We start from the raw sequence: 19,168 nt of genomic DNA, 5'->3' as shown, positions 1-19,168 counted from the left end.
CACAGCCCTGGATCGATCGGGGATTTGGCCACGAATCATTTCCTATGGCTATACAACTAAAAATCGTTTAATAGTTATTTTTTCTGCATACAAATTTTACCAAAAAATAACTCAAAAAAATATTTAGACGCCCCGAAAATACCGCCGCAGCGTTGCATATAACGCGGCGGCGGAGACCCTCAAAAACGGCGATGGGATGAGCAAATGGCGTATTACCCGTTCAGCCAACCACGCAGCCGTTTTCCCCATTGACGGAGGCGATGCGAAACGTTGCTGACGGCGTTTTCGAGAGAAGCTTTCCAAGTGGGGCGTTTGGCGACGACTTCCACATCGATCGCATCAGAATCCATCGCCTCAAAATCCACATCCATCAAGGGATTCGCCACCTCGAAGGCTCCATCGTCGATGAGACTCCGAACCCTGGGAAATTCAACCCCATCCAAGGCGAACAGGGGGCGATCGAACAACCCATCAGAAAGCCAGCGATCGCGATCGAAGTCGTCAAAATCGAAGGGGAATCGATCGAGTTCGATATAAGATGAAACAGGACGGCGACGATGAATCTGGTGAAGGCGTCCGTCAGCGTCCGTCCACGAAAAATCGACGGTCGTGAAGCCTTTAGGGGTGCGATCGAAACTGTTCCAAGAAATATAGCGACTTCGACGAATAACTTTCATCATAGCAACCTCTCCAACGCTCGACGGTAAAGGGCGATCGAAAAGCCGTTTTCACCGATAGAATTGCGGTCTTTCAGACTTACCTCCACGGTAAACCCTCACCTCGAAAAGAGACGTTCGGTTTCGATCTCTTCTCGAGTCGAAGTTTCCGAAGCCCAACCCCGTATCCTCCTTACCGAGAAAGCCGTAACGAGAACGCGCTAACCGACGAGGCGAGTCAGCGATTCCGTCCTGTCGCAAGTTAAACAAGTTTCGCCTAGCGATTGCCTAGCGATTGCAGAGAGAGCATGTCAAAATACAGACGAGACCGACAACCCTAGAGAAAACGCCCAAGGGAGTGCGATCGTGACCGGACGAGACTTACACCAACTCATCCTCGATAAGTGGGGATGCTCTTACGATTTACAACTGCGTCGCACGCAGGGAAAAGTTTTCGTTCAAATTATGTGGAAATACCTCGAGCAGGCGTCGTTTCCGCTCTCGGCTCAAGAGTACCTCGCCCATCTCGAGAGTATCGCGCAGTACATCAACAGTTTGGGGGGAACAGAAACAGTTCGGACTTACATCGCTCGAACTCGCGAACGTCCCCGGTTGGGAAAAGCCGTCAGTATTCCCATCGAACTCGGGGCGAGAGCCTCGGAATGGTCGATCGAGAATTGACAATTGACAACGGGAATACCCACAGGAACTCGCAGCGTCCGAAATTTCCTTGGGGCAATATGAAGTTTTTTTGCTAACTTGTCAAAGACGTTCTCGAACGGGGTGAACTACTCATGTCCCATCCACCCTCGATCGCCCGTTGGTTTTCGCGGCGCATCGTTCGCTTTGTCCTCATAGCTTGTTTGGCGTTGGTCTCGGTAACGGCGATCGTACCGAGTACGACGACGTCGGTCTTCGCTCAAACGCCGCTTCCGATTCCAGTCCCGACCCAGAGTCCCCTCGAATCCGCCCCCGTCCGCCTCAACGGATTGCCGATTTTCGAGGTGGCGTCGAAACGTCCTGGCGAAATCGGAGACAGCAGTATTCCACCGATTGAAAAGCGGGTTTCGGAAATCGAAAGCGTCCTCAACAACATTCTCGAAGAAGGGTTCGATCCCGAGACGCTGCGGGTGTACACCCAAACCCTCAACAACCAACCGATTATCTTGGTTTCCGACGAAGCGAACTTGTCGCCGCAGGTGGTGATGACGGTGACGGAGTTAGACGCGGAACTGACCGAGACTCCCGTTGAATCCCTCGCCGAAAACTGGAAAGAAAAGATTCGCGAGGCGTTAATCGAGGCGCGGCAGGAGCGACAGCCGAAAGCGCAACGCCGCCGAGTGCGAACGGCGTTGACGATCGCAGCCATCGTAGCCGTTCTCACGCCGATTTTGTGGGTCTTGCAACGTCGGTTAAAAGATCGATATCGAGAACTCTCGAGTCAGCGACATTCGGAAGAGTTACCCTCTCCCGAAGAAGAGAGAGAGGCGGCGTCATCGCGATCGCCGAGTCGATCGATCCAATTTCTCAACGCCCTGATTCCCCAAATCGCCCTCGAACGTCGCATTAGTTTGGTGGTGTTGCTGCGGCGGGTGTTGCAGTGGTTGCAAGTGACCCTGTTACTCGGCGGCGCCATCGGGATTTTGTTCCAGTTTCCCCAAACCCGCGTTCAAGCCCTGTGGCTGTCGGACGTTCCCTTACAAATTCTCGGAATTTGGTTAGTCGTCAGCATCGCCAACAAAGCCACCGATCTGGCCATCGACGGTTTTTTACAATCCTGGGTGGAACGCCAGTCGATCGATCCCAGCGCCTCTCAACGCTTCGTTTTGCGGGCGCCGACTCTGGCCGCCGCCTTGAAAGGAATGACCAGCTTCATCGCCGGATTTATCGGTGTCATTTGGTTCTTAGCCTTGCAAAAAGCCCCCTTAGACTCGCTCTTAGCCGGGGCGGGGATTTTCGGGGTCGCCCTGACCCTCGTGTTCCAAAACCTCATTAAAGACCTCATCAACGGCATTCTAATCCTCTGGGAAGACCAGTTCGCCGTAGGCGATGTGATCGATGTGGGGTACGGTGCGGGATTCGTCGAATACATGAACCTCCGCATTACCCGCATTCGCGGTGAAGGGGGACGGTTGAGTACAATTCCCAACAGTCAAATTAACGTGGTTCACAACCTTACCAAGGAATGGTCGCGCATTGACTTCCGCATTCGCGTCACCCCCGACACCGACGCGATGCAGGCGATGCAAGTGATGAAAGACACCATCTCTAAAATGCAAGCCGATCCCGATTGGTCCGAACGAATTATCGACCCAACTATGTTAGTTGGTGTGGAACGAGTGGACGAAACGGGTATCGGACTGTTGATGTGGATTAAAACCAAACCCATCGAACAGTGGAACGTAGAACGGGAATATCGCCGCCGCTTGAAGTTAGCCTTCGACGAAGCGGGAATTCGCATCGGTATCCCCCAACAAACGATCGCCCTTCACAACGGTTCGATGATGGGATGATGGGGTGATGGGGTGATGGGGTGATGGGGTGATGGGGTGATGGGATGATGGGGTGATGGGATGACGATCGAAATCAATGACAATTGACCATCTCCCAATCTCCCCCTCTCCCGTATAGGGTTAACTCTTCGCTGTTAACTGTTCGCTGGCGGTGCTGCTGAGGAACTGGAAGGCTTTGACGATGGCCTTGGCGCAGACGTAAGGCGAGGATTCGTAAAAGCGACTCCAGGCGGCGGCTTTGTCTTCGTCGTAACGATCGATCCGTTCAGGATAGCGTTCGTTCCAGGCGATGCGAACCGCGTGACCGATTAAAACATCGAGAACGATATAATCGGTAATCTGAAGGTCGGGGTTGCGATCGAATATCGCCATTAACTCCATCAAAGCTTCAATAGTCAAATGGCGGTATTGCGGGGCTTGAATTTTATTCAACAACCACTCGACTCGCAAGGCGAAATTTTTCTCTCCCGGCGTCATCTCCGCCAAAATCGACTCGCTATCGAGGCGGTTGCGACTTTCGAGTTTGTCCCCGATGACCAATCCTTTGCAATGTTGCAGAATTTTCCACACGCCGGGATAGAAATTCTTGGGAACTCGTCCGGCTGCACCGTCCCGCTTGCGTTTGCGCAACCAATCTTCGGGTTGTCCGTCGCTGTCTTCGGCGGGAAGAACCTGCCAATCGATCGCCTTTCCGAAGGGTTTAACGTGCAAGGATTCCTGTTGTTGCAAGCGGCGGTTAAATCCGGTATATCCGGTAATGGCTTTTCGCAGTCGCGTTTTAATTTCAAAAGGACTCAACTGCATTAACTTCCCGTAAGCTTCATCTTGGGTGACGCCAAATTCACTGACGATTTCGCTGGCCAGCAACAGAATTAAATAGCCGACGCGCAACGTCAACAACCCGTCGAACAGCGTCGGTTCCGCTTGAATGGTAATGCCCAAATAAATCAGGATTTCTTGCGTTAACACGCGATCGCGAATATCTTCCCGACAGAAATGGGCAATTTTCTCGATTAACTCTTCGTAAGGGAGCGGACTCGTAATCAACGAATCTTCACTGTAAGACTTACCGATGGCGATGTGTTTTTGACGCACCAAAATATCAGTAACGGCTTCAGACAGTCCGATACTCATCTTATTTAACAACGCCGCCGCGTAGCGCACCACCGCCCAATGCACCTGCACTTCACCGCCGTCGGCTTTCACGTTACTGGCGCGATTGTAGAGTTCTTCGAGTAAATCCGCCACGGTCACCGGGTCTTCGCCGCCGAATCCTGTATCGAACTCCAACCCTTCCAAATTCACCAGGGTATGCAGGATTTCCACCTGTTCGTAAATATTCTCCGAACGGTGCAACTGCTCTAACAACCCCTCCACGTCCCGCTCGCATTCTAAACTAAACTCCTGAGTTGGTGTCAGGGGTTGGCTTTTGGCGGGGTTGTAAATCAGATAGGAACTGCGAACCGTCACCTCTTTCGGGGCGGGTTTGACGAATTCGGCTTCGTGGAGGAAGTTCACCCGTTCGGTTCCCGAAGTCAACATCAACTGGTTGAGGCGTCCGAGGCGCACGGGAGTCCCTTCGCAGTCGCCCTCTCGCAGTTGTAACATCAGGTTTAACAGGGCGTCCTGTCCCGTTTCCACCAGTTGCCGCGTCAGCATCAACACCATCGTCGGACGCCCTAAGTCGTACCAGTGGCGGGAGGTGTAGGCGATTTCGCTTTTGAGTTGCGCGACGAGGAAGTGGTAGTCCAGAGTCAGGTAAAACTGTTTCTGGTTGAGGAAGGAGGGCAGAAAGACGATGGTTTCGTCGCGAATGCGGAAAATGCGCGAGGTGGTGAGACTCCGCAACCGCCGAATGGGACGACCGCTTAGATTCAGTTTGTAGTTGCGTCCGATTTGGTGGTAAATCCAGGTTAATTCTTCAGCGTAGCGGACTTGAATCGGGTCGATTTGTTGGGGGGTTTCGGTGGCGATGCCGTAGGTGGCCAGTTCGGCTTGTAGGTCTTCGTCTTCGCTGAGAAGGGCGATTTGTACGACGGCTTGTTGGGTTCCGTGGCGTTGCAAGTGCCGTCCGAGGGGGTCGATATCTCCAAGTTCGATGAAGCCTTCGTCGAGAATTTGTCCCAGCCAGTAAAGGCTTTGCGCCCACACGAGGGGGATGTTTTCGTTGGGGAGGCGTGTTTGGGAATGGGGGGTTTCTCGTTCGGCGTCGATGCGGTCTTCGGGAACGTAGTAGAGTTCGGGAAGCAGTTTCCAACCGTCTTTTTCGACGAGAACGGCTTCCAATTTTTCGCGGTATTCTTGTGTGCCTTCGCGATCGCCATCGAAGAGTCGATCGAGGTATAAATAGGTAAAGAACAGCGGCCACTCGCATTCGATATGCTCGAATTGCAGGAGTTCGTGAGGTTCGTAGTGCAGGCGGGTGCTGTCTTCGATGACGGTTTGGTGTCCGTCCCGCAGGAACCGTTTGCAACCGTAGTTTCCTTGCAGTTTTTCGACGATTTTACGATAGGTTCGATCGCGCAAAGCCCGGTCTTCGACGGCGAAGGCGGGAAATCCGATGACGCTGAGGGTGGCGGCATCGACTTCTTTGGAGTTGGATTCCCGAGGCAGTAAGGCTTCGAGGGTGATGCGAGCCCGGGCGATATCGTCGGGGAGGGCGTGAACCACGGAGTTGCGATCGCCCCGCATTCCGAATAAATTAATGCCATCGATGGCTTCGAGGGCAGCTTTGGCCATTCCCACGGAACTGGCGTTGAGTTCGGGTTTGCCGTGGTTGATTTTGTTGCCCCGTTCCCAAATGCCGTAATCGGGGGTGCGATAGGCGCGTCCGATGTAGTACACCAAGTTCTGCACGAAGTTCACTTCGTCGAGACTGAAGACGATGTTGAGTCCCGAGGCGGTCATTTGCGCCAACATCAGCAAAAAGACGGAGGTGGCGTCGATTTGCAGGTGTCCCCATTCGTTATCGCCAACGACGATGTGGCCGGTGTCAGTGTCGTATTTGGCGTGGAGGGCGTCGAGGGGGTCTTGGGTATGTTTGAAGCGTTCGACTTTCGCCGATTGGCGCATCATGGCGCACAGCAAGCCCCGCATGAGTTTGACGGTACTCTGTTCGAGTTCGTGGGCGCGACTTTGTTGGCTGTCGAGTTTGCGGTAGGCTAGGCCGAGACCCCAGACGGCGAGAATGCTGTAGACGTTATCCCTTACCCAGGCGTCGGTGTAGTCCCCGTGTTCGGTGACGGCGGTACTGGCGGGTAACAGTCCGGTGATGGGGTGCTGTTTGGCTAGGATGACGCCTTTGATACGAGTGTAGAGTCGATCGAGCCGTTGCAGGCGATCGAGTTCGAAGGGGGTCGAAGGGGAAGAAACGGCGGTTGACATTGCGTTCGGTCGAAATGGCTCGGTTTGAGGGTAACGTGCTGAGAAACGAGCGATGGTTGTCTCTGTTACCGGGCGCAACCGCCGTTTTTTTCGGTCGTCGTTCTTGAAGTCGTCGTTTTTAAGACGTGATGGGGCGCAGAATTAGGACTGAAAATCGGCGACAACCCCGGTTTGGTTCAGCACGTCTTGCCATTCTAATATAACGGGGAACGGAATTTGCAGGGTTCGATCGCCCTCGCGCACGGGAAGGGTTAGTTGCAAGGTTCCGCGTTCGGGAAGTTGGTTGACGACGGCGTTGAGTTGGTATTCTCCGATGTTGGGGGCGGGATTTTTTTCGGCGAAGCGATCGGGGGCGGTGAGGGTTTGACCGCGATCGATCTCGATTTTTAATTCGCCGGGATGGACGAATTCAACAGCACCGGGAAATCCCGCTAACCGTAAGTTCGTCGTGGCGATGGTTTCGTTCTCTTTCTGTTTGATGCGTTTGTATAAAATGACTTGCCAAGCGTCTCCTTGGCTGTCTTTTAAGGTATGTCTGGCTTGGTAGACCACTTGTCCGGGGGCTTCGGTTTGTTGTTGGATTCTGGCAAACGCTGGCGGCAGATTTACCGACAGGTTGATGGTGGTAATTGCTAGGAGAAAAACCCCGAGAACCATCAACGGTTTGAGAACAGATTTGAAAAACTGAAAAACAGATAGCATAAGCGATATTTGTCAAGTGTAATTTACAAAAATTTTAACGCAAAATTGAGGAGGTCGATCGTATTTTTAGGAATATCTTAGTTTTTGGGAAATAGAGAACCGTCCGTAGGTTGGGTGTAACAGAGTGGAACCCAACAGCCACACAGCTAGCTTTCAAGAACTCTTCCACCAGAAACCTATCACCAAGAGGGTTAATTTCCTTAAGGAACCATCGTCAACCCAACTAAACGATATACTGAAACACCATAAAAACCCTAACAATTCCAAAAAGTCAGGGTTTAAAAAATCCAAAATTGAATCGAAAACTTAACCAGATTTGAAAATGAAATCGTCAAAATAAACGAAACTCAAATCTCAATCCAGATAAGGAATAAACACCGAATACATACCCCTCAAATCGCCCACTTCAAAATCGTAAGCCAAATCTTGAGGATAGTTTTCTTTCACAAACGTCGGACGTTCGTTTTTCCCACCGTGACAAGCCAAACAACTGGCTTCGACATCAATGCGGCGATAATACCGAGTCCCCGCTTGTCCGTCAATCGTTTCCTCTTGCCAAAATCCTACCAATTCCGGGTTTTTCTCAAACAAACCCAACGCCTCGCTTGCCGTTTCCGTATCCGGGGCGTGGGCGGGATTGCGATATTTAGTTGCAATTTGTTTGACTTGCCAACCCGTATCTTGACCGAGTTTCTTCACCCGCATTCCCACAGGTTTGCAGGTTTCTTTCATAGTTTGAATAGTCGGTTCTTCGGTCGTTCCTTCTAACGTGGAAGCCAAGCTAGAACGCATGCGATCGATCTGTTCGATTTCGTTCACCGCGTTTGAGAGTTCCGCCGGATCGAGTTGTTGCGCGGGTTGCGCCTGGGCGGGTAAACTCCATACAGTGAGGCAGCACAGGGCAAGAACGAAACTCCACACCCCGCGAACGAGTGCTGTTTTCATAATGCTTTCGTCCGATAAACGGCAAAGAGCTGCCCGACAGACATCAAGTTTTGGGGGTTGTCGGTTGATCCGCAATTTATGTCTGTCGGGCAGTTATTTACATTATAACCATGTAGTTGAATATGTAAAGGAATTGGTGAGGGGGTGAGGGGGTGAGGGGATGAGGGGATGAGGAGATGAGGGGATGAGGGGATAATGGGATGAGGGGATGATGGGAAATTCTCTCCCAATCTTCCCGGTTGGCTACTTGGTTTCCATCCAGTTGTCTCCAGCGTGGATATCCACAACCAGGGGAACGCTGAGATTTAAAGCGGATTCCATCGCCTCTTTAATCTGCGGTTGTAATCTCCCCCACTCCGATTCGGGAAGCTCAAATACTAATTCGTCGTGAACTTGTAACAAGAGCTTGGCGTCGTAGTCTCGCAACAAGTCGAACAGCTTCACCATTGCAATTTTAATGATATCAGCACTGGAGCCTTGGATGGGAGCGTTCGCCGCTGCCCGCAACGCCTGGGAATCCGCTAATCCGAGACGTTTGAACTTGTTGAGTTGGATGTCGTCGGGGTTGGAACCTTTGAGTTGTCGCAGGCTTCCTGATTCAAAGTTGAAATAGCGACGACGCCCTAAGAGGGTTTCGACATAACCGTGGGCGATCGATTCCCGTTTCATTTGCTGGAGATATTCAAATACTTTAGCGTATCGATCGTTGTATCGATCGATAAACTCTCGCCCTTCGGCGGTACTCACTCCGGCTTCCCGGGCGAACCGTTGCGCCCCCATTCCATAAATCACGCCGAAATTGATGGTTTTTCCTAACCGCCGTTCGTCTGAGGTAATCTCCTCTTTTTCAAACAATAACTGCGCAGTTAAACGGTGTACGTCTCGATTGTTTTGATAGGCTTCGATTAAAACGGGTTCCTGACTCAAATGCGCCAAAATTCGCAGCTCGATTTGGGAGTAGTCTGCGGCGGCGAGAATCCAGCCATCTCGGGGAATAAAGGCTTTACGAATTTTACGGCTGAACTCTGTCCGAATGGGAATATTTTGTAAGTTGGGATTTGACGACGACAAGCGCCCGGTTGCAGTGATGGCTTGGTTGAAATCAGTGTGGATGCGGCAGGAATCTGGGTGTACCAACTCCGGTAAAGCGTCTACATAGGTGGATTTCAGCTTCGATAAGGTGCGATGTTCGAGGATGCAGTCTACGACGGGATGATCCCCTTGCAGTTTTTCTAAAACGGCGGCGTTGGTGGAATATCCGGTTTTGGTTTTGCTGGTTTTTCGCTTGTCGAGTTCTAAGGTTTCAAATAATAACGCACTGAGTTGTTTGGGAGATTTTAAATTAAATTCTTCTCCGGCAATTTTATAGGCTTCTTGTTCGATGCTGTCGAGTTGAGATTCGAGTTTTTTCGATAAGTCTTTGAGATATTCGACATCGATGCAAATCCCCGAATACTCCATGTCGGCTAAGACAGGTTCGAGGGGAAGTTCTACTTCGTTATAGAGTTTCTGCAACTTGGGAACTTCGGCGAGTTGTTGGCGCAGTAAGGGAACGAGGCGATACGTCACGTGAACGTCGGTTCCGCAGTAGTTGGCGACGCGGGGAATGTCGATTTCGCCGATGGTTTTTCCTTTGGGAACGAGTTCTTTGTAACTTTGGGCGGTGATGTCGAGGTAGCGAAGTCCCAAATCACTGAGGTTGTGGGTGGTTTCGGGGTTGAGAACGTAACTCGCCAGCATGGTATCGAAGACTACGCCTTTGAGGTGGATTCCTTGGTTTCGCAAGACGAGGCGATCGTATTTGGCGTTTTGTAAGGCTTTGGGGTGTTTGTCGCTTTCGAGTATGGGGCGCAACGCTTCTAAGACGGTGGTTTTGTCGAGTTGCGTTCCGTGAGTATGTCCGACGGGAATATAGGCGATGTCTGCGGCGGCGTCTCCCCAGCAACAGCCCAATCCGACTAATTCGGCGTCGATGGGTTTGGTACTGCTGGTTTCGGTATCCCAGGCGACGGGGGTTTCGGGGTGGGTGTGGCGTTGGAGGCGATCGATCAGGTGTTGTAGTTTCTCTTCGCTATCGATAATCTCTGGGGTAATGTCGGAATTTTGCGGTTGTTGGCTGTTGGCGGTGTCTTCGGGGCTGAAAAACCAGGTATCTTCGTCGTCGTCGGTAGTGGGGGCGTCTGCGGCTGGGGGGGTTCCCCCGAGTTGGGTTTGGAGGTGGTGGAGGTTCTCGAGGAGGGATTTCAACTCCAGTTTTTCGAGGATGGGGCGCACTTTGGCGGTGTCGAAGCCTTGGAGTTTGTAGGCGTTCCAGTCGATCTCGAGGGGAACGCCGCACTCGATGCGAACCATGAACTGGGTGCGGTAGGCTTCCTCTTTTCCGGCTTCGAGACGTTTTTTCTGGGCGCCTCGGATGTCGTCGAGGGCGTCGTAGATTCCATCGAGGGAATGGTAGGCGTCGATGAGTTTGACGGCGGTTTTTTCGCCGATTCCTTTGACGCCGGGAAGGTTGTCGGAACTGTCGCCGCAGAGGGCTTTGAAATCGACGACTTCGGCGGGAGAGACGCCGAGTTTGTCTTTGACTTGGGCTTCGCGGTATTCGATGGGTTGGGCGTTGCGGGCTTTTCCGTAACCGCCGGGAAGGTGCAAGACGCTGATGTGGCGTGCGTCGTTGACGAGTTGGAACAAGTCGCGATCGCCGCTGAGGATTTTGACGCTAAAGTGGCGATCGCTGGCGTGGCGGGTTAGGGTTCCGAGGATGTCGTCGGCTTCGTATCCGGGGGCGGTGAGAATGGGGAAGTTGAAGGCGTCGAGGAGGGTTTTGAGGTTTTCGACGTCGGGAATGAAATCTTCTGGGGTTTCGGCGCGGTTGGCTTTATAGTTGGCGTCGGCTTCGTGGCGAAAGGTGGCTTCGCGGGTGTCGAAGGCGATGGCGACGTAATCGGGGTGGTGGCTGGCGATGGTGTCGAGAAGCGATCGCACGAAGCCGAAACAGACGCTGGTGGGAATTCCGCCAGACGTGCGTAAGCCACCATCGCGACTTTTGGCGAAGGCGTAATAGGCGCGATAGGCGAGGGAATGACCGTCTACGAGTAAAACGGTAGGGGACGGCATACGTCGAATCTTCCAAAGCGTCGTTCTCTGTACCGTTATTGTACGCTTTTTCAGGAGACGAGGGAGATTCGATTAGGGCTGGATAGGGGATTCGAGGGAAGCCTCTTCGGAGGGGACGCCTTCGATGGAGGAAACACCCGCCCCCACCATGGCGACGAGAGATAAGACTAAAATCGTCCAAGCGCCGTAGAGTAAGAAGCGTTCTTTGGTGCGATCGCGGTTGGGAGATTTGGAAAACGTCGTAGACACAGGGCGAGGTTTGGGCGATAGGTTGGGGGGAGAGGGAGATTTCAACATACAACGGGTGGTTGGAAGTTCCATGATGTTTCAATGTCGAGTTTTTGGCGGTTTGTGTTTGTCATGTTTATAGTGTGCGGGTTTCGCCTGAAAAACTCGACGATCGATATCGCCCCTGATGGTGAGATTTCACCCTGGCGTTGGGTGAGTGCCGTATCGATTTTAGGTGAGGGGGTTGGCATTTTGTCGCGATCGATATCACGACTTGACGACTGTCTCCTTTTTTACCTCCATCGGCAACTAGTGATATAACAGTTGAGACGCTTGGCATAACTGTTGAGGAACGAGAACGAACGATGAAGGATGGCAGGTTTTGGCGGAGACTCACTCGGTTCGTCGCGATCGCCGCGATGGTGGTGTTGGGGTGGACGGGAGTTCCGGCGACGGCGCAGGCGCAAGACAACACAGTAGATTATACGTTAACAGACTTGCGCTATCGGGATTTTGCCAATTTAGATCTCGAAGGAACCTCTTTCGCTGGGGCGAACGCGAAAGGGGCGAATTTCGCCGGGGCGAACCTCCACGGTACGATTTTGACGAAAGCCAGCTTTTTTGAGTCGGATTTAACGGCGGTGGATTTGTCGGAGTCTTTTGCCGATCGCGTAGTATTCGATCGAGCCAATCTGTCGAATGCGATTTTTACCGATGCGATCGCCAGCAGCAGCACGTTTATCGAAGCGGAAATTACCGGGGCGGATTTCTCCGGAACGATACTCGATCGATACCAAGTTTCTCTAATGTGCGATCGCGCCGAGGGCGTCAATCCCCTCACCGGCGTTTCCACCCGCGACAGCCTGGGATGTCGGTGATGGGATGAGAGGGTGATGGGGTAACCGTCCATGGATCTGACTTCAGCTCAATTTTACAGCCGCGTCACACCCCCGACGATTCTCAATTTTCAAGTCTTAAAATTACATCTAATTTCCATCTAGTTTCCATGTTCGAGCCGAGAGAGAACTGATAGGCTGAAATCAACGAGTCTAGAGCCTATTTTCCATGTTTACCCTACAACTGGACTGGGATTTACCTGCGAAAATTAGTTCGCAGGATACCTACCATGTCCTTCGCGTTCGCATGGTTCCCACCGCCAACGCGCCCCAACTCCCGCTTCACGTGGCGATCGCACTCGATACCAGTTCCTCGATGCACGGCGAAAAGCTCGATCGTGCCAAAGATGCTTGTCGTAGCGTGGTTCGCCAACTGCGAGACAACGATCGACTCAGCCTCGCCAGCTTCGCCACGGCGGTTTCTCCCCTTCTCGAGAGCCATTCTAAACACAACGCAGAAACCGCGATCGCACAATTGTACGCCAACGGTGTCACCCGTACCGACTTAGCCTTAGACTGGTTGCAACGCACACTTCCGGCGCAATCAGGAATCGCCCGCATCGCAATACTCGTCACCGACGGACATCCCACCACGAACCAGGGTAAAATCCTCGCAAATACTGAATCTCTCATTCAAACAGCTAGAGAGTTCGCCGAGGCGGGAATTACCCTGTTTACAGTGGGGTTAGGCAACGCGGCGCAGTTCAACACCGATTTTCTCGTGAGTTTGAGCGATCGCGGACGAGGGGCGTTTCTCTACGCCGACACTCCCGACAGCCTAGAACCGCAATTGAAAGAGCAACTTGCAAACTGTCAAGCGATCGCCTTCGACGAAGTGCGACTGAAACTGACGCCGTTGAACCAAGCCTCTGTCGAAAGCTTCTGTCGCTACCGCCCCGAATATCTCCCCCTAGAAGAAACCGCCCCCAACGAACTGATTCTCACCGCCGTATCCGCCACCGAACCCACAGACGTTTTAATTGAAGTCAACGTTCCGCCGCAAGACTTCCACGACGCCACCGCCAAGCAAGCGGTTCTCGAAGTGCAACTGCAAGCCCAGGGGACGAATTCGGTGTCAGAAAAGGCGTCGATCGAATATACCCATTCTTACAAAACTGCCCAAAGCGTGAATCGAGACGTAGAACTCGATCGACTCGGATGGGAAATCAACCTCAACAGTACCGAACTCCCCCGCAGCCAAGATCCCAACCGTACCGGAGAACTCCTCAGTAACATCCAAATCGCCGCCTACAAATCCGGTCGAACCGACCTCATGCAACAAGCCGCCCAACAACTGCAAGAGTTAGAAAAGTCAGGAAAACTCGACGCCGGAAAAGTCACCGGACTGCTACGAGACACCCGTAAAACAGGAGGAACGCAACCATGAACGGATTCGGACTCGATCCCATCCCCGGACTGCAACGACTGACTCCCGCAAGCACTTTTCTTACTATACAGAACGGACCGCAACAACACCGAGAAATTGCCCTGACGCAAATGAGATCGATCGTCGGACGCAACGATCCCCCTCACGTGCAAGTCGATATCGACCTGACCGACTGCGAACTCAGCGACCCGCCGATGGTGTCTCGCCGCCATGCAGTGTTGCAATGGCAAAACGGAAACCTAACGGTTCGCGACTTAGGTAGTCGCAACGGCACCTTTATCGACGGAGCAAAACTCGAACTACCAAAAAATCAACCATTTTCTAACCCAGCTTTCTTAAAACTCAGAAGCCGCATTCGTTTTGGAAACATCGAACTTGAGGTCACAACCCATGACTAACCACACCACGAACAACACACCCACAAACCACACTAATCTTACCTGTATGAACCATCGTCAACTCAACTGGGTCACACTGGCGTCCGTTTCCCATGTCGGAAAAGTGCGTTCAGAAAACGAAGACAATTTCCTAGTCGAACCCTGGGAAGACGAATCAGCGATTTTAGCCGTCGTCGCCGATGGAATGGGAGGACATCGCGGCGGGAAACGAGCGGCGGAAATTACCATCGAGACCTTTCAGGAATTGTTGACTCAACCCTTACCTGAAAGCAGCGAAGCCATTTACGAAAATTTGATTTCTAAATTCTACGAAGCGGACAAAAAAATACGCGAAGAAGGAAGTCAAAGCTTCCAACTCGTAGGAATGGGATCTACAGTAGTGGCTGCCATTATCACGCCGAAACAATGCGTTCATCTCTACGCCGGAGATAGCCGACTGTATCACCTTCGAGAAAACGCACCCCTGTACAAAACCGCCGACCATTCGATCGTCCGAATTTTACTCGAAATCGGCAAAATCACCCCCGAACAAGTCGATAGTCATCCCATGCGATCGCAAATCACCTCTTGTCTCGGCGGTCGAGAAGGAACCGGACAATTTTCGATCGATCCCAAATGGGACGAAAACGACCCCTCTCCCATCCGTTCCCTACAACCCAAAGACCTCCTACTTCTCAGCAGCGACGGCTTACACAGCTACTTCCCAGACCAAGAACTAAAAAACCTGACTTCGCAAACCCCAGACACTCCCCAAACCCTCCTCAACACCCTACTTCAAAAAGCATTAGAACGCGGCGGCCGCGACAACATTACCGGAGTCGCCATTCAGCTAAAATCCCAACCCTAAAAACCTCTGTGTCCTCTGTGTCTCCCTGGTGAAGAAAACAAGGTTATAGTAAAATAAAGGATTACTTTAACCCAACCCAACCCAATGACAGATTTAATCCCTTATCTCGTCATTCAATCCCCTACCGGAACCGAACAAACCTTGGAATTACGGGATATCTCCTACGACATCGGACGACTTCCCAGCAACCACATTAGCTTACCCGAAGACCCCGACAGCCTCATCACGCGAATCAAACACTGTACCTTAAACCGAAAAGGCGGACAGTGGATAATCAGCGACAATAGTACCAACGGGACATCAGTGGAGTTAGACGGGGAAACCATCAATATCCACCAGAGATCGATCGTCCTAAAATCCGGTGCAGTTATCTTAATTCACGGCTGGCGAATCACCTTTAACGACCCCAACGCCACCCAAAAAAGACATCGTAAAAAGAAAAAAAGTCAACCCCATCCAATATACCCTAAAATACAACACTCACCCTTAATTTATAAAATCTCCCAAGCCACATTATATTACCAATCAGGAAGCCAGAAAAAAGCAATTTATTGCCGTCCCCAAGTCAACAGAATGTTGAGATACATGGCACAACGCAACCTCGACAACAAAGGCGAACCGATTCTCTGTGAATATCAAGCATTAATCGAAGCCATTTGGGAAGACGAAGAAGGACATATTTCCCAAAAAATCAACAGCTTAGCCCGCGAGATTCGTAAAATCTTTGAAAAATACAGCTCCAAAACCGACGCAGACAAATACTTAAAAACCGTCCGCCGCCTCGGTTACTTATTAGACCTTCCCTGCGAATGGTAGCGAGGAAATATGACCAAAAAAACCGCCGACATTGGCAGCAAACGACTGATTAGCCTCGCACCCGACACCTGGGTAAAATGGGTGACAGAACAACCAAATCTTACCGTCGAGGACTTTCTCACCTCAGATTTCCAATGGGTGAGTCTAGAAAACGACGTATTGCTACGAGTCAACAGTCCCGAACACGGCAAATTTCTCGTCCTCAACCAAATCCAACTGCGGTATAACAACCGACTTCCTCGGCGGATGCGAGCCTACGCCGCCCTCGCCGAAGAACGTTATAATATGCATGTGTATCCGGTTCTCGTCAATATTCTCCCGCTCTCGGAAACTCAGAATATTCCAAACGCCTATCGATCGAACTTTCTCGGACTCGAAGCCGTTCAAGCCTATCGAGTTATTAATTTATGGGAAGTCGATGTAAATTTAGTCTTCCAAAATAGACTGTCAACACTACTTCCGTTTGTCCCCATTTTACAAGGAGGAAGCGACACCGAAATCGTCAAACAAGCCGTCCGAGAACTGAGAGCCGACGAGCAGTTACAAGAATTAGAACCGTTATTGGCGTTTTTCGCCTCCTTTGTCCTCGACTCCGCAGTCATCCAAGAAATTTTGAGGTGGGATATGGCGATTTTAAGAGAATCACCTTGGTATCAAGAAATTTTGAAAGAAGGTGTTAAACAGGGACGCGAACGAGGCGTTCGAGAAGGCATCCAACAGGGACGCGAACGAGGCGTTCGAGAAGGAAAAATCGAACTCGTTCTACAACTGTTGTCCGAACGTTTTGGCGAACTCGGTTCGAGTCGTCGCCAACCCGTTGAAAACTTGTCGGCCGTCGAACTAGACGAACTCACTCGACAGTTCATGAATTTTACCAGTCTAGAGGATTTCGACAACTGGCTCGATCGATCGTAAAACTAATGTGAATCGGCTAGAACCCCGGCATCTCCAAGATGCCGGGGTTCTCCGCTTCTAGGGTTTATCAAAAAGTAAAGTATGGATTTTTTTTCAAAAACCCAGTTTCAGGTCTAACCCCCAAAATTCCATCCAGATTCCATCTAAATTCCAGACACCCACCATCCACAGCCACCCCAGAAAATGCCACACTACCCATAGCCGCATTCCCAAAGAGTGATGACCCACCTACGCATCTTTCGCCGCCAATCCCCCGTCGAAGTCCTCGGACCCGGAAAGCGAGCCGTCATCTGGGTACAAGGCTGTCCCTTCGCCTGTCCCGGTTGCATCGTCCCCGAATCCTGGGACGCAGACAGCGGCGAAACCCTCCCCCTCCACCAACTCGCCGCGTGGATTCTCGCACAACCGCACATCGAAGGAATCACCCTTTCCGGTGGCGAACCCATGATGCAAGCCGAAGCTCTCACCCAACTCATCGACAACATTCGCCAACAGCGAGACCTCGGCGTGATGTGTTACACCGGACATCGCCTCGAAACCCTCCAGCAGCGGGGAACCGACCCACAACGCCAACTATTGCAACGAGTCGATTTACTCGTAGACGGACTCTACCGCCAAGACCAACACGATAACCGCCTCTGGCGGGGGTCTCGCAACCAGCGTTTGTTATTACTCACGCCGCGATATCGAACCGCCGTCGCCGAACAGTTAGCCGTGGGGGATACCTCAGCGGGTTTGAGCTTTGTTTCCGCGACAAACGGAGAAGTTTACTTTACTGGCGTTCCCGCAATCGCAGAATTTCGCCAACAGTTTGAAACTCAGATGCAACAACGGGGCATCCACATTCGGGTTTAAAACTTCATAGTTCAACTTATGGTTCAACTCATGGTTTAATTCATAGTTCAACTTATAGTTCAACTTATGGTTCAACTCATGGTTTAACTCATAGTTCAACTCATAGTTCAAAATGAAAATTCAAACGACCTTCGACGGGTTAGTATTCGTCTTCAAGGAGCCAGTTTTGAGCGTCTTCATAGCCACGACAAGCAAAAACAAGAGCGTAGTTTTGAGCGGGGTCGCGAATTAAGATCCCCGGCATTTCCAAGATGCCGGGGATCTGGCAATGCCACTGAGATGTACTCAACCGGAAATCCATCCCAAAAATTTGTTGTGGATAACTAAACTCCTGCGTGTGAATCACGAACCCTCACCCTCAATCCCTCTCCCAAATTTTCACCAAAATTCCATCCAACTTCGATGTTGGGCCGGAGATGGCTGGCCCGAATAGAAACCGAGTTTCTCACTCGGATAATGAGCCGGTCAAATCAGCTAACCAAGCCTGCAAATCTGACAACTCAGAAAAGTCCAACAACGCCTCAGCCAACTGTTTCAACTCCTCCGAAGATAGACCTCGAACCCGTTGAACCAACGACTCATCCAGCGTTCCCACCCGACGAGTCAGTTGTCGTAACACCAGTTCCAACTGACCTTCCCGTTGTCCTTCAAGTTGTCCCTCACGAAATAACTCTTGAGCCAACGGCGATTCACGTAAAACAGCCATATCCCACCTCATAATCTGTTGTACTACCGGCAACTCTAACACAAACGTCGAGAAAAATGAGAGCAACGACTCCAACTCCGATAACTCCTCATCCGCCCGCAATTCCCGCAACGCTCGACGCACCACTTGTTCCTCGCCACCGCCCTTTAAAATTGGCACAAACGGCAATAAACTACGGATATTTTGCTCAAAAACTAGATTAACATCTACCTCCCACAAATTGATAACTCGATACTCTTGCAAAGCCCGAATTCCATTAAACTCTGACTCATAACAACTGGGGATTTGCGGGTCTTTCACATGGGGCAGAATGTTGATTAAAACTGGATACACCGGCCACTCATACTTTTCTTCCGCTAACGCTGTATAGGCCCGAACCCGTAGCGGCATTTTCCGATGATACCGTAACTGGAGTTCGACTAAGAGCAAGAACACCCCCAAGTCCGGGGTACTCACCTTCATGAGGCTGTCATTTTCCCGCCCCAGCCATTGCAGATTGGAGTCCAGTAATTCCTCAACTTTAATGTCAGCACAATTCGTCAACCAACTTGCCCAGCTTTCTGGAGCAAGACTCACTAATTTTTTGCTGCCAATATCTGCTTTCTTTTCAGTCATAAAAACTCTGTATTACTACTAATAGTGTAGCTTAATTTTAGTATGTATTTTAACTTAAATATCAATAAAATCTAAGGTATCTAGACCTAATAAACCAATCGGACTACATCGGGTTAAACCCAGTGTCTGGTATTCGACCCGAGTTGTCAGAGTTCCTAAACTTGGGTCGGGATTTGCTGCGGGGGTCAGAC

General features: G+C 51.2%; 18 protein-coding genes. 9 read left to right on the top strand and 9 right to left on the bottom strand.

Annotation, left to right across the window (positions count from 1 at the left end; translation table 11 throughout):
* Positions 1-212: 212 nt before the first annotated feature.
* Positions 213-680 carry a hypothetical protein gene (locus ACP5D4_RS11630; RefSeq protein ID WP_428011794.1) on the bottom strand — a complete coding sequence of 156 codons (468 nt, stop codon included), beginning with the start codon at positions 678-680 and terminating at the stop codon, positions 213-215.
* A 342-nt stretch (positions 681-1,022) separates the two neighbouring features.
* Here ACP5D4_RS11630 and ACP5D4_RS11625 point away from each other — a divergent pair, with 342 nt between their 5' ends.
* Positions 1,023-1,337 (top strand): DUF3067 family protein, encoded by a 315-nt coding sequence (locus tag ACP5D4_RS11625; RefSeq protein WP_428011793.1) that lies wholly within the window; start codon positions 1,023-1,025, stop codon positions 1,335-1,337.
* A 113-nt stretch (positions 1,338-1,450) separates the two neighbouring features.
* Entirely contained in the window at positions 1,451-3,169 is a 1,719-nt protein-coding gene (locus tag ACP5D4_RS11620) for a mechanosensitive ion channel family protein (RefSeq protein ID WP_428011792.1), read from the top strand.
* A 120-nt stretch (positions 3,170-3,289) separates the two neighbouring features.
* Here ACP5D4_RS11620 and ACP5D4_RS11615 read toward each other — a convergent pair whose 3' ends face one another.
* The 5 genes from ACP5D4_RS11615 to ACP5D4_RS11595 form a co-directional block, all read right to left on the bottom strand.
* On the bottom strand, positions 3,290-6,553 hold the full coding sequence (locus ACP5D4_RS11615; protein WP_428011791.1) for a glycoside hydrolase family 15 protein: 3,264 nt from the start codon (positions 6,551-6,553) through the stop codon (positions 3,290-3,292).
* 141 nt (positions 6,554-6,694) lie between these two features.
* Positions 6,695-7,255 carry a DUF3122 domain-containing protein gene (locus ACP5D4_RS11610; RefSeq protein ID WP_428011790.1) on the bottom strand — a complete coding sequence of 187 codons (561 nt, stop codon included), beginning with the start codon at positions 7,253-7,255 and terminating at the stop codon, positions 6,695-6,697.
* A 354-nt stretch (positions 7,256-7,609) separates the two neighbouring features.
* Positions 7,610-8,200, bottom strand: coding sequence for a Tll0287-like domain-containing protein (locus ACP5D4_RS11605; RefSeq protein WP_428011789.1), 591 nt, complete (start codon positions 8,198-8,200; stop codon positions 7,610-7,612).
* Between the two features lie 243 nt (positions 8,201-8,443).
* A complete protein-coding gene (polA, locus tag ACP5D4_RS11600) occupies positions 8,444-11,314 on the bottom strand; it encodes a DNA polymerase I (RefSeq protein ID WP_428011788.1) in 2,871 nt (956 codons plus the stop codon).
* A gap of 72 nt (positions 11,315-11,386) precedes the next feature.
* A complete protein-coding gene (locus ACP5D4_RS11595; protein ID WP_428011787.1) occupies positions 11,387-11,635 on the bottom strand; it encodes a hypothetical protein in 249 nt (82 codons plus the stop codon).
* Between the two features lie 272 nt (positions 11,636-11,907).
* Between ACP5D4_RS11595 and ACP5D4_RS11590 the strand changes: the two genes are divergently transcribed.
* From ACP5D4_RS11590 to ACP5D4_RS11565, 6 genes are all read left to right on the top strand, one after another.
* Complete coding sequence (locus ACP5D4_RS11590) at positions 11,908-12,420, top strand: pentapeptide repeat-containing protein (protein WP_428011786.1); 513 nt, start codon at positions 11,908-11,910, stop codon at positions 12,418-12,420.
* A gap of 187 nt (positions 12,421-12,607) precedes the next feature.
* Entirely contained in the window at positions 12,608-13,825 is a 1,218-nt protein-coding gene (locus tag ACP5D4_RS11585; RefSeq protein ID WP_428011785.1) for a vWA domain-containing protein, read from the top strand.
* On the top strand, positions 13,822-14,223 hold the full coding sequence (locus tag ACP5D4_RS11580; protein WP_428011784.1) for an FHA domain-containing protein: 402 nt from the start codon (positions 13,822-13,824) through the stop codon (positions 14,221-14,223). Before ACP5D4_RS11585 ends, ACP5D4_RS11580 begins: the two co-directional genes overlap by 4 nt.
* The gene (locus ACP5D4_RS11575) at positions 14,216-15,070 is read left to right on the top strand and encodes a PP2C family protein-serine/threonine phosphatase (RefSeq protein WP_428011783.1); all 855 of its coding nucleotides are present in this window, start codon (positions 14,216-14,218) and stop codon (positions 15,068-15,070) included. Before ACP5D4_RS11580 ends, ACP5D4_RS11575 begins: the two co-directional genes overlap by 8 nt.
* Positions 15,071-15,154: 84 nt before the next feature.
* Positions 15,155-15,886: an FHA domain-containing protein gene (locus ACP5D4_RS11570; protein ID WP_428011782.1), complete on the top strand. Its 732-nt coding sequence runs from the start codon at positions 15,155-15,157 to the stop codon at positions 15,884-15,886.
* Positions 15,887-15,895: 9 nt separating this feature from the next.
* Positions 15,896-16,801 carry an Rpn family recombination-promoting nuclease/putative transposase gene (locus ACP5D4_RS11565; RefSeq protein ID WP_428011781.1) on the top strand — a complete coding sequence of 302 codons (906 nt, stop codon included), beginning with the start codon at positions 15,896-15,898 and terminating at the stop codon, positions 16,799-16,801.
* Between the two features lie 93 nt (positions 16,802-16,894).
* On the opposite strand, the gene ACP5D4_RS11560 is transcribed toward ACP5D4_RS11565, so the two are convergent.
* Positions 16,895-17,029 (bottom strand): hypothetical protein, encoded by a 135-nt coding sequence (locus ACP5D4_RS11560; RefSeq protein ID WP_428011780.1) that lies wholly within the window; start codon positions 17,027-17,029, stop codon positions 16,895-16,897.
* Here ACP5D4_RS11560 and ACP5D4_RS11555 point away from each other — a divergent pair.
* Positions 17,021-17,656, top strand: coding sequence for a 4Fe-4S single cluster domain-containing protein (locus ACP5D4_RS11555; RefSeq protein ID WP_428011779.1), 636 nt, complete (start codon positions 17,021-17,023; stop codon positions 17,654-17,656). The genes ACP5D4_RS11560 and ACP5D4_RS11555 overlap by 9 nt on opposite strands.
* Before the next feature lie 139 nt (positions 17,657-17,795).
* Here the strand turns inward: ACP5D4_RS11555 and ACP5D4_RS11550 are convergent, their stop codons facing one another.
* Positions 17,796-18,002, bottom strand: coding sequence for a hypothetical protein (locus ACP5D4_RS11550; RefSeq protein WP_428011778.1), 207 nt, complete (start codon positions 18,000-18,002; stop codon positions 17,796-17,798).
* Positions 18,003-18,101: 99 nt separating this feature from the next.
* The gene (locus tag ACP5D4_RS11545; protein ID WP_428011777.1) at positions 18,102-18,977 is read right to left on the bottom strand and encodes an Rpn family recombination-promoting nuclease/putative transposase; all 876 of its coding nucleotides are present in this window, start codon (positions 18,975-18,977) and stop codon (positions 18,102-18,104) included.
* Positions 18,978-19,168: the final 191 nt, after the last annotated feature.

This window comes from Baaleninema sp., assembly GCF_049974805.1.
Lineage (GTDB): Bacteria > Cyanobacteriota > Cyanobacteriia > Cyanobacteriales > Geitlerinemataceae > Baaleninema.
Note: the sequence above shows the minus strand (reverse complement) of the source record. Positions and strands in the feature narration are given on the sequence as shown.

What these genes read in the sequence shown, in the direction of transcription:
- ACP5D4_RS11620 (WP_428011792.1), top strand. Translation starts at nt 1,451, where the DNA reads ATGTCCCATCCACCCTCGATCGCCCGTTGGTTTTCGCGGCGCATCGTT.
- polA (WP_428011788.1), bottom strand. Translation starts at nt 11,314, where the DNA reads ATGCCGTCCCCTACCGTTTTACTCGTAGACGGTCATTCCCTCGCCTAT.
- ACP5D4_RS11630 (WP_428011794.1), bottom strand. Translation starts at nt 680, where the DNA reads ATGATGAAAGTTATTCGTCGAAGTCGCTATATTTCTTGGAACAGTTTC.
- ACP5D4_RS11595 (WP_428011787.1), bottom strand. Translation starts at nt 11,635, where the DNA reads ATGGAACTTCCAACCACCCGTTGTATGTTGAAATCTCCCTCTCCCCCC.
- ACP5D4_RS11605 (WP_428011789.1), bottom strand. Translation starts at nt 8,200, where the DNA reads ATGAAAACAGCACTCGTTCGCGGGGTGTGGAGTTTCGTTCTTGCCCTG.
- ACP5D4_RS11590 (WP_428011786.1), top strand. Translation starts at nt 11,908, where the DNA reads ATGAAGGATGGCAGGTTTTGGCGGAGACTCACTCGGTTCGTCGCGATC.
- ACP5D4_RS11585 (WP_428011785.1), top strand. Translation starts at nt 12,608, where the DNA reads ATGTTTACCCTACAACTGGACTGGGATTTACCTGCGAAAATTAGTTCG.
- ACP5D4_RS11570 (WP_428011782.1), top strand. Translation starts at nt 15,155, where the DNA reads ATGACAGATTTAATCCCTTATCTCGTCATTCAATCCCCTACCGGAACC.
- ACP5D4_RS11555 (WP_428011779.1), top strand. Translation starts at nt 17,021, where the DNA reads ATGACCCACCTACGCATCTTTCGCCGCCAATCCCCCGTCGAAGTCCTC.
- ACP5D4_RS11610 (WP_428011790.1), bottom strand. Translation starts at nt 7,255, where the DNA reads ATGCTATCTGTTTTTCAGTTTTTCAAATCTGTTCTCAAACCGTTGATG.
- ACP5D4_RS11575 (WP_428011783.1), top strand. Translation starts at nt 14,216, where the DNA reads ATGACTAACCACACCACGAACAACACACCCACAAACCACACTAATCTT.
- ACP5D4_RS11565 (WP_428011781.1), top strand. Translation starts at nt 15,896, where the DNA reads ATGACCAAAAAAACCGCCGACATTGGCAGCAAACGACTGATTAGCCTC.
- ACP5D4_RS11580 (WP_428011784.1), top strand. Translation starts at nt 13,822, where the DNA reads ATGAACGGATTCGGACTCGATCCCATCCCCGGACTGCAACGACTGACT.
- ACP5D4_RS11545 (WP_428011777.1), bottom strand. Translation starts at nt 18,977, where the DNA reads ATGACTGAAAAGAAAGCAGATATTGGCAGCAAAAAATTAGTGAGTCTT.
- ACP5D4_RS11615 (WP_428011791.1), bottom strand. Translation starts at nt 6,553, where the DNA reads ATGTCAACCGCCGTTTCTTCCCCTTCGACCCCCTTCGAACTCGATCGC.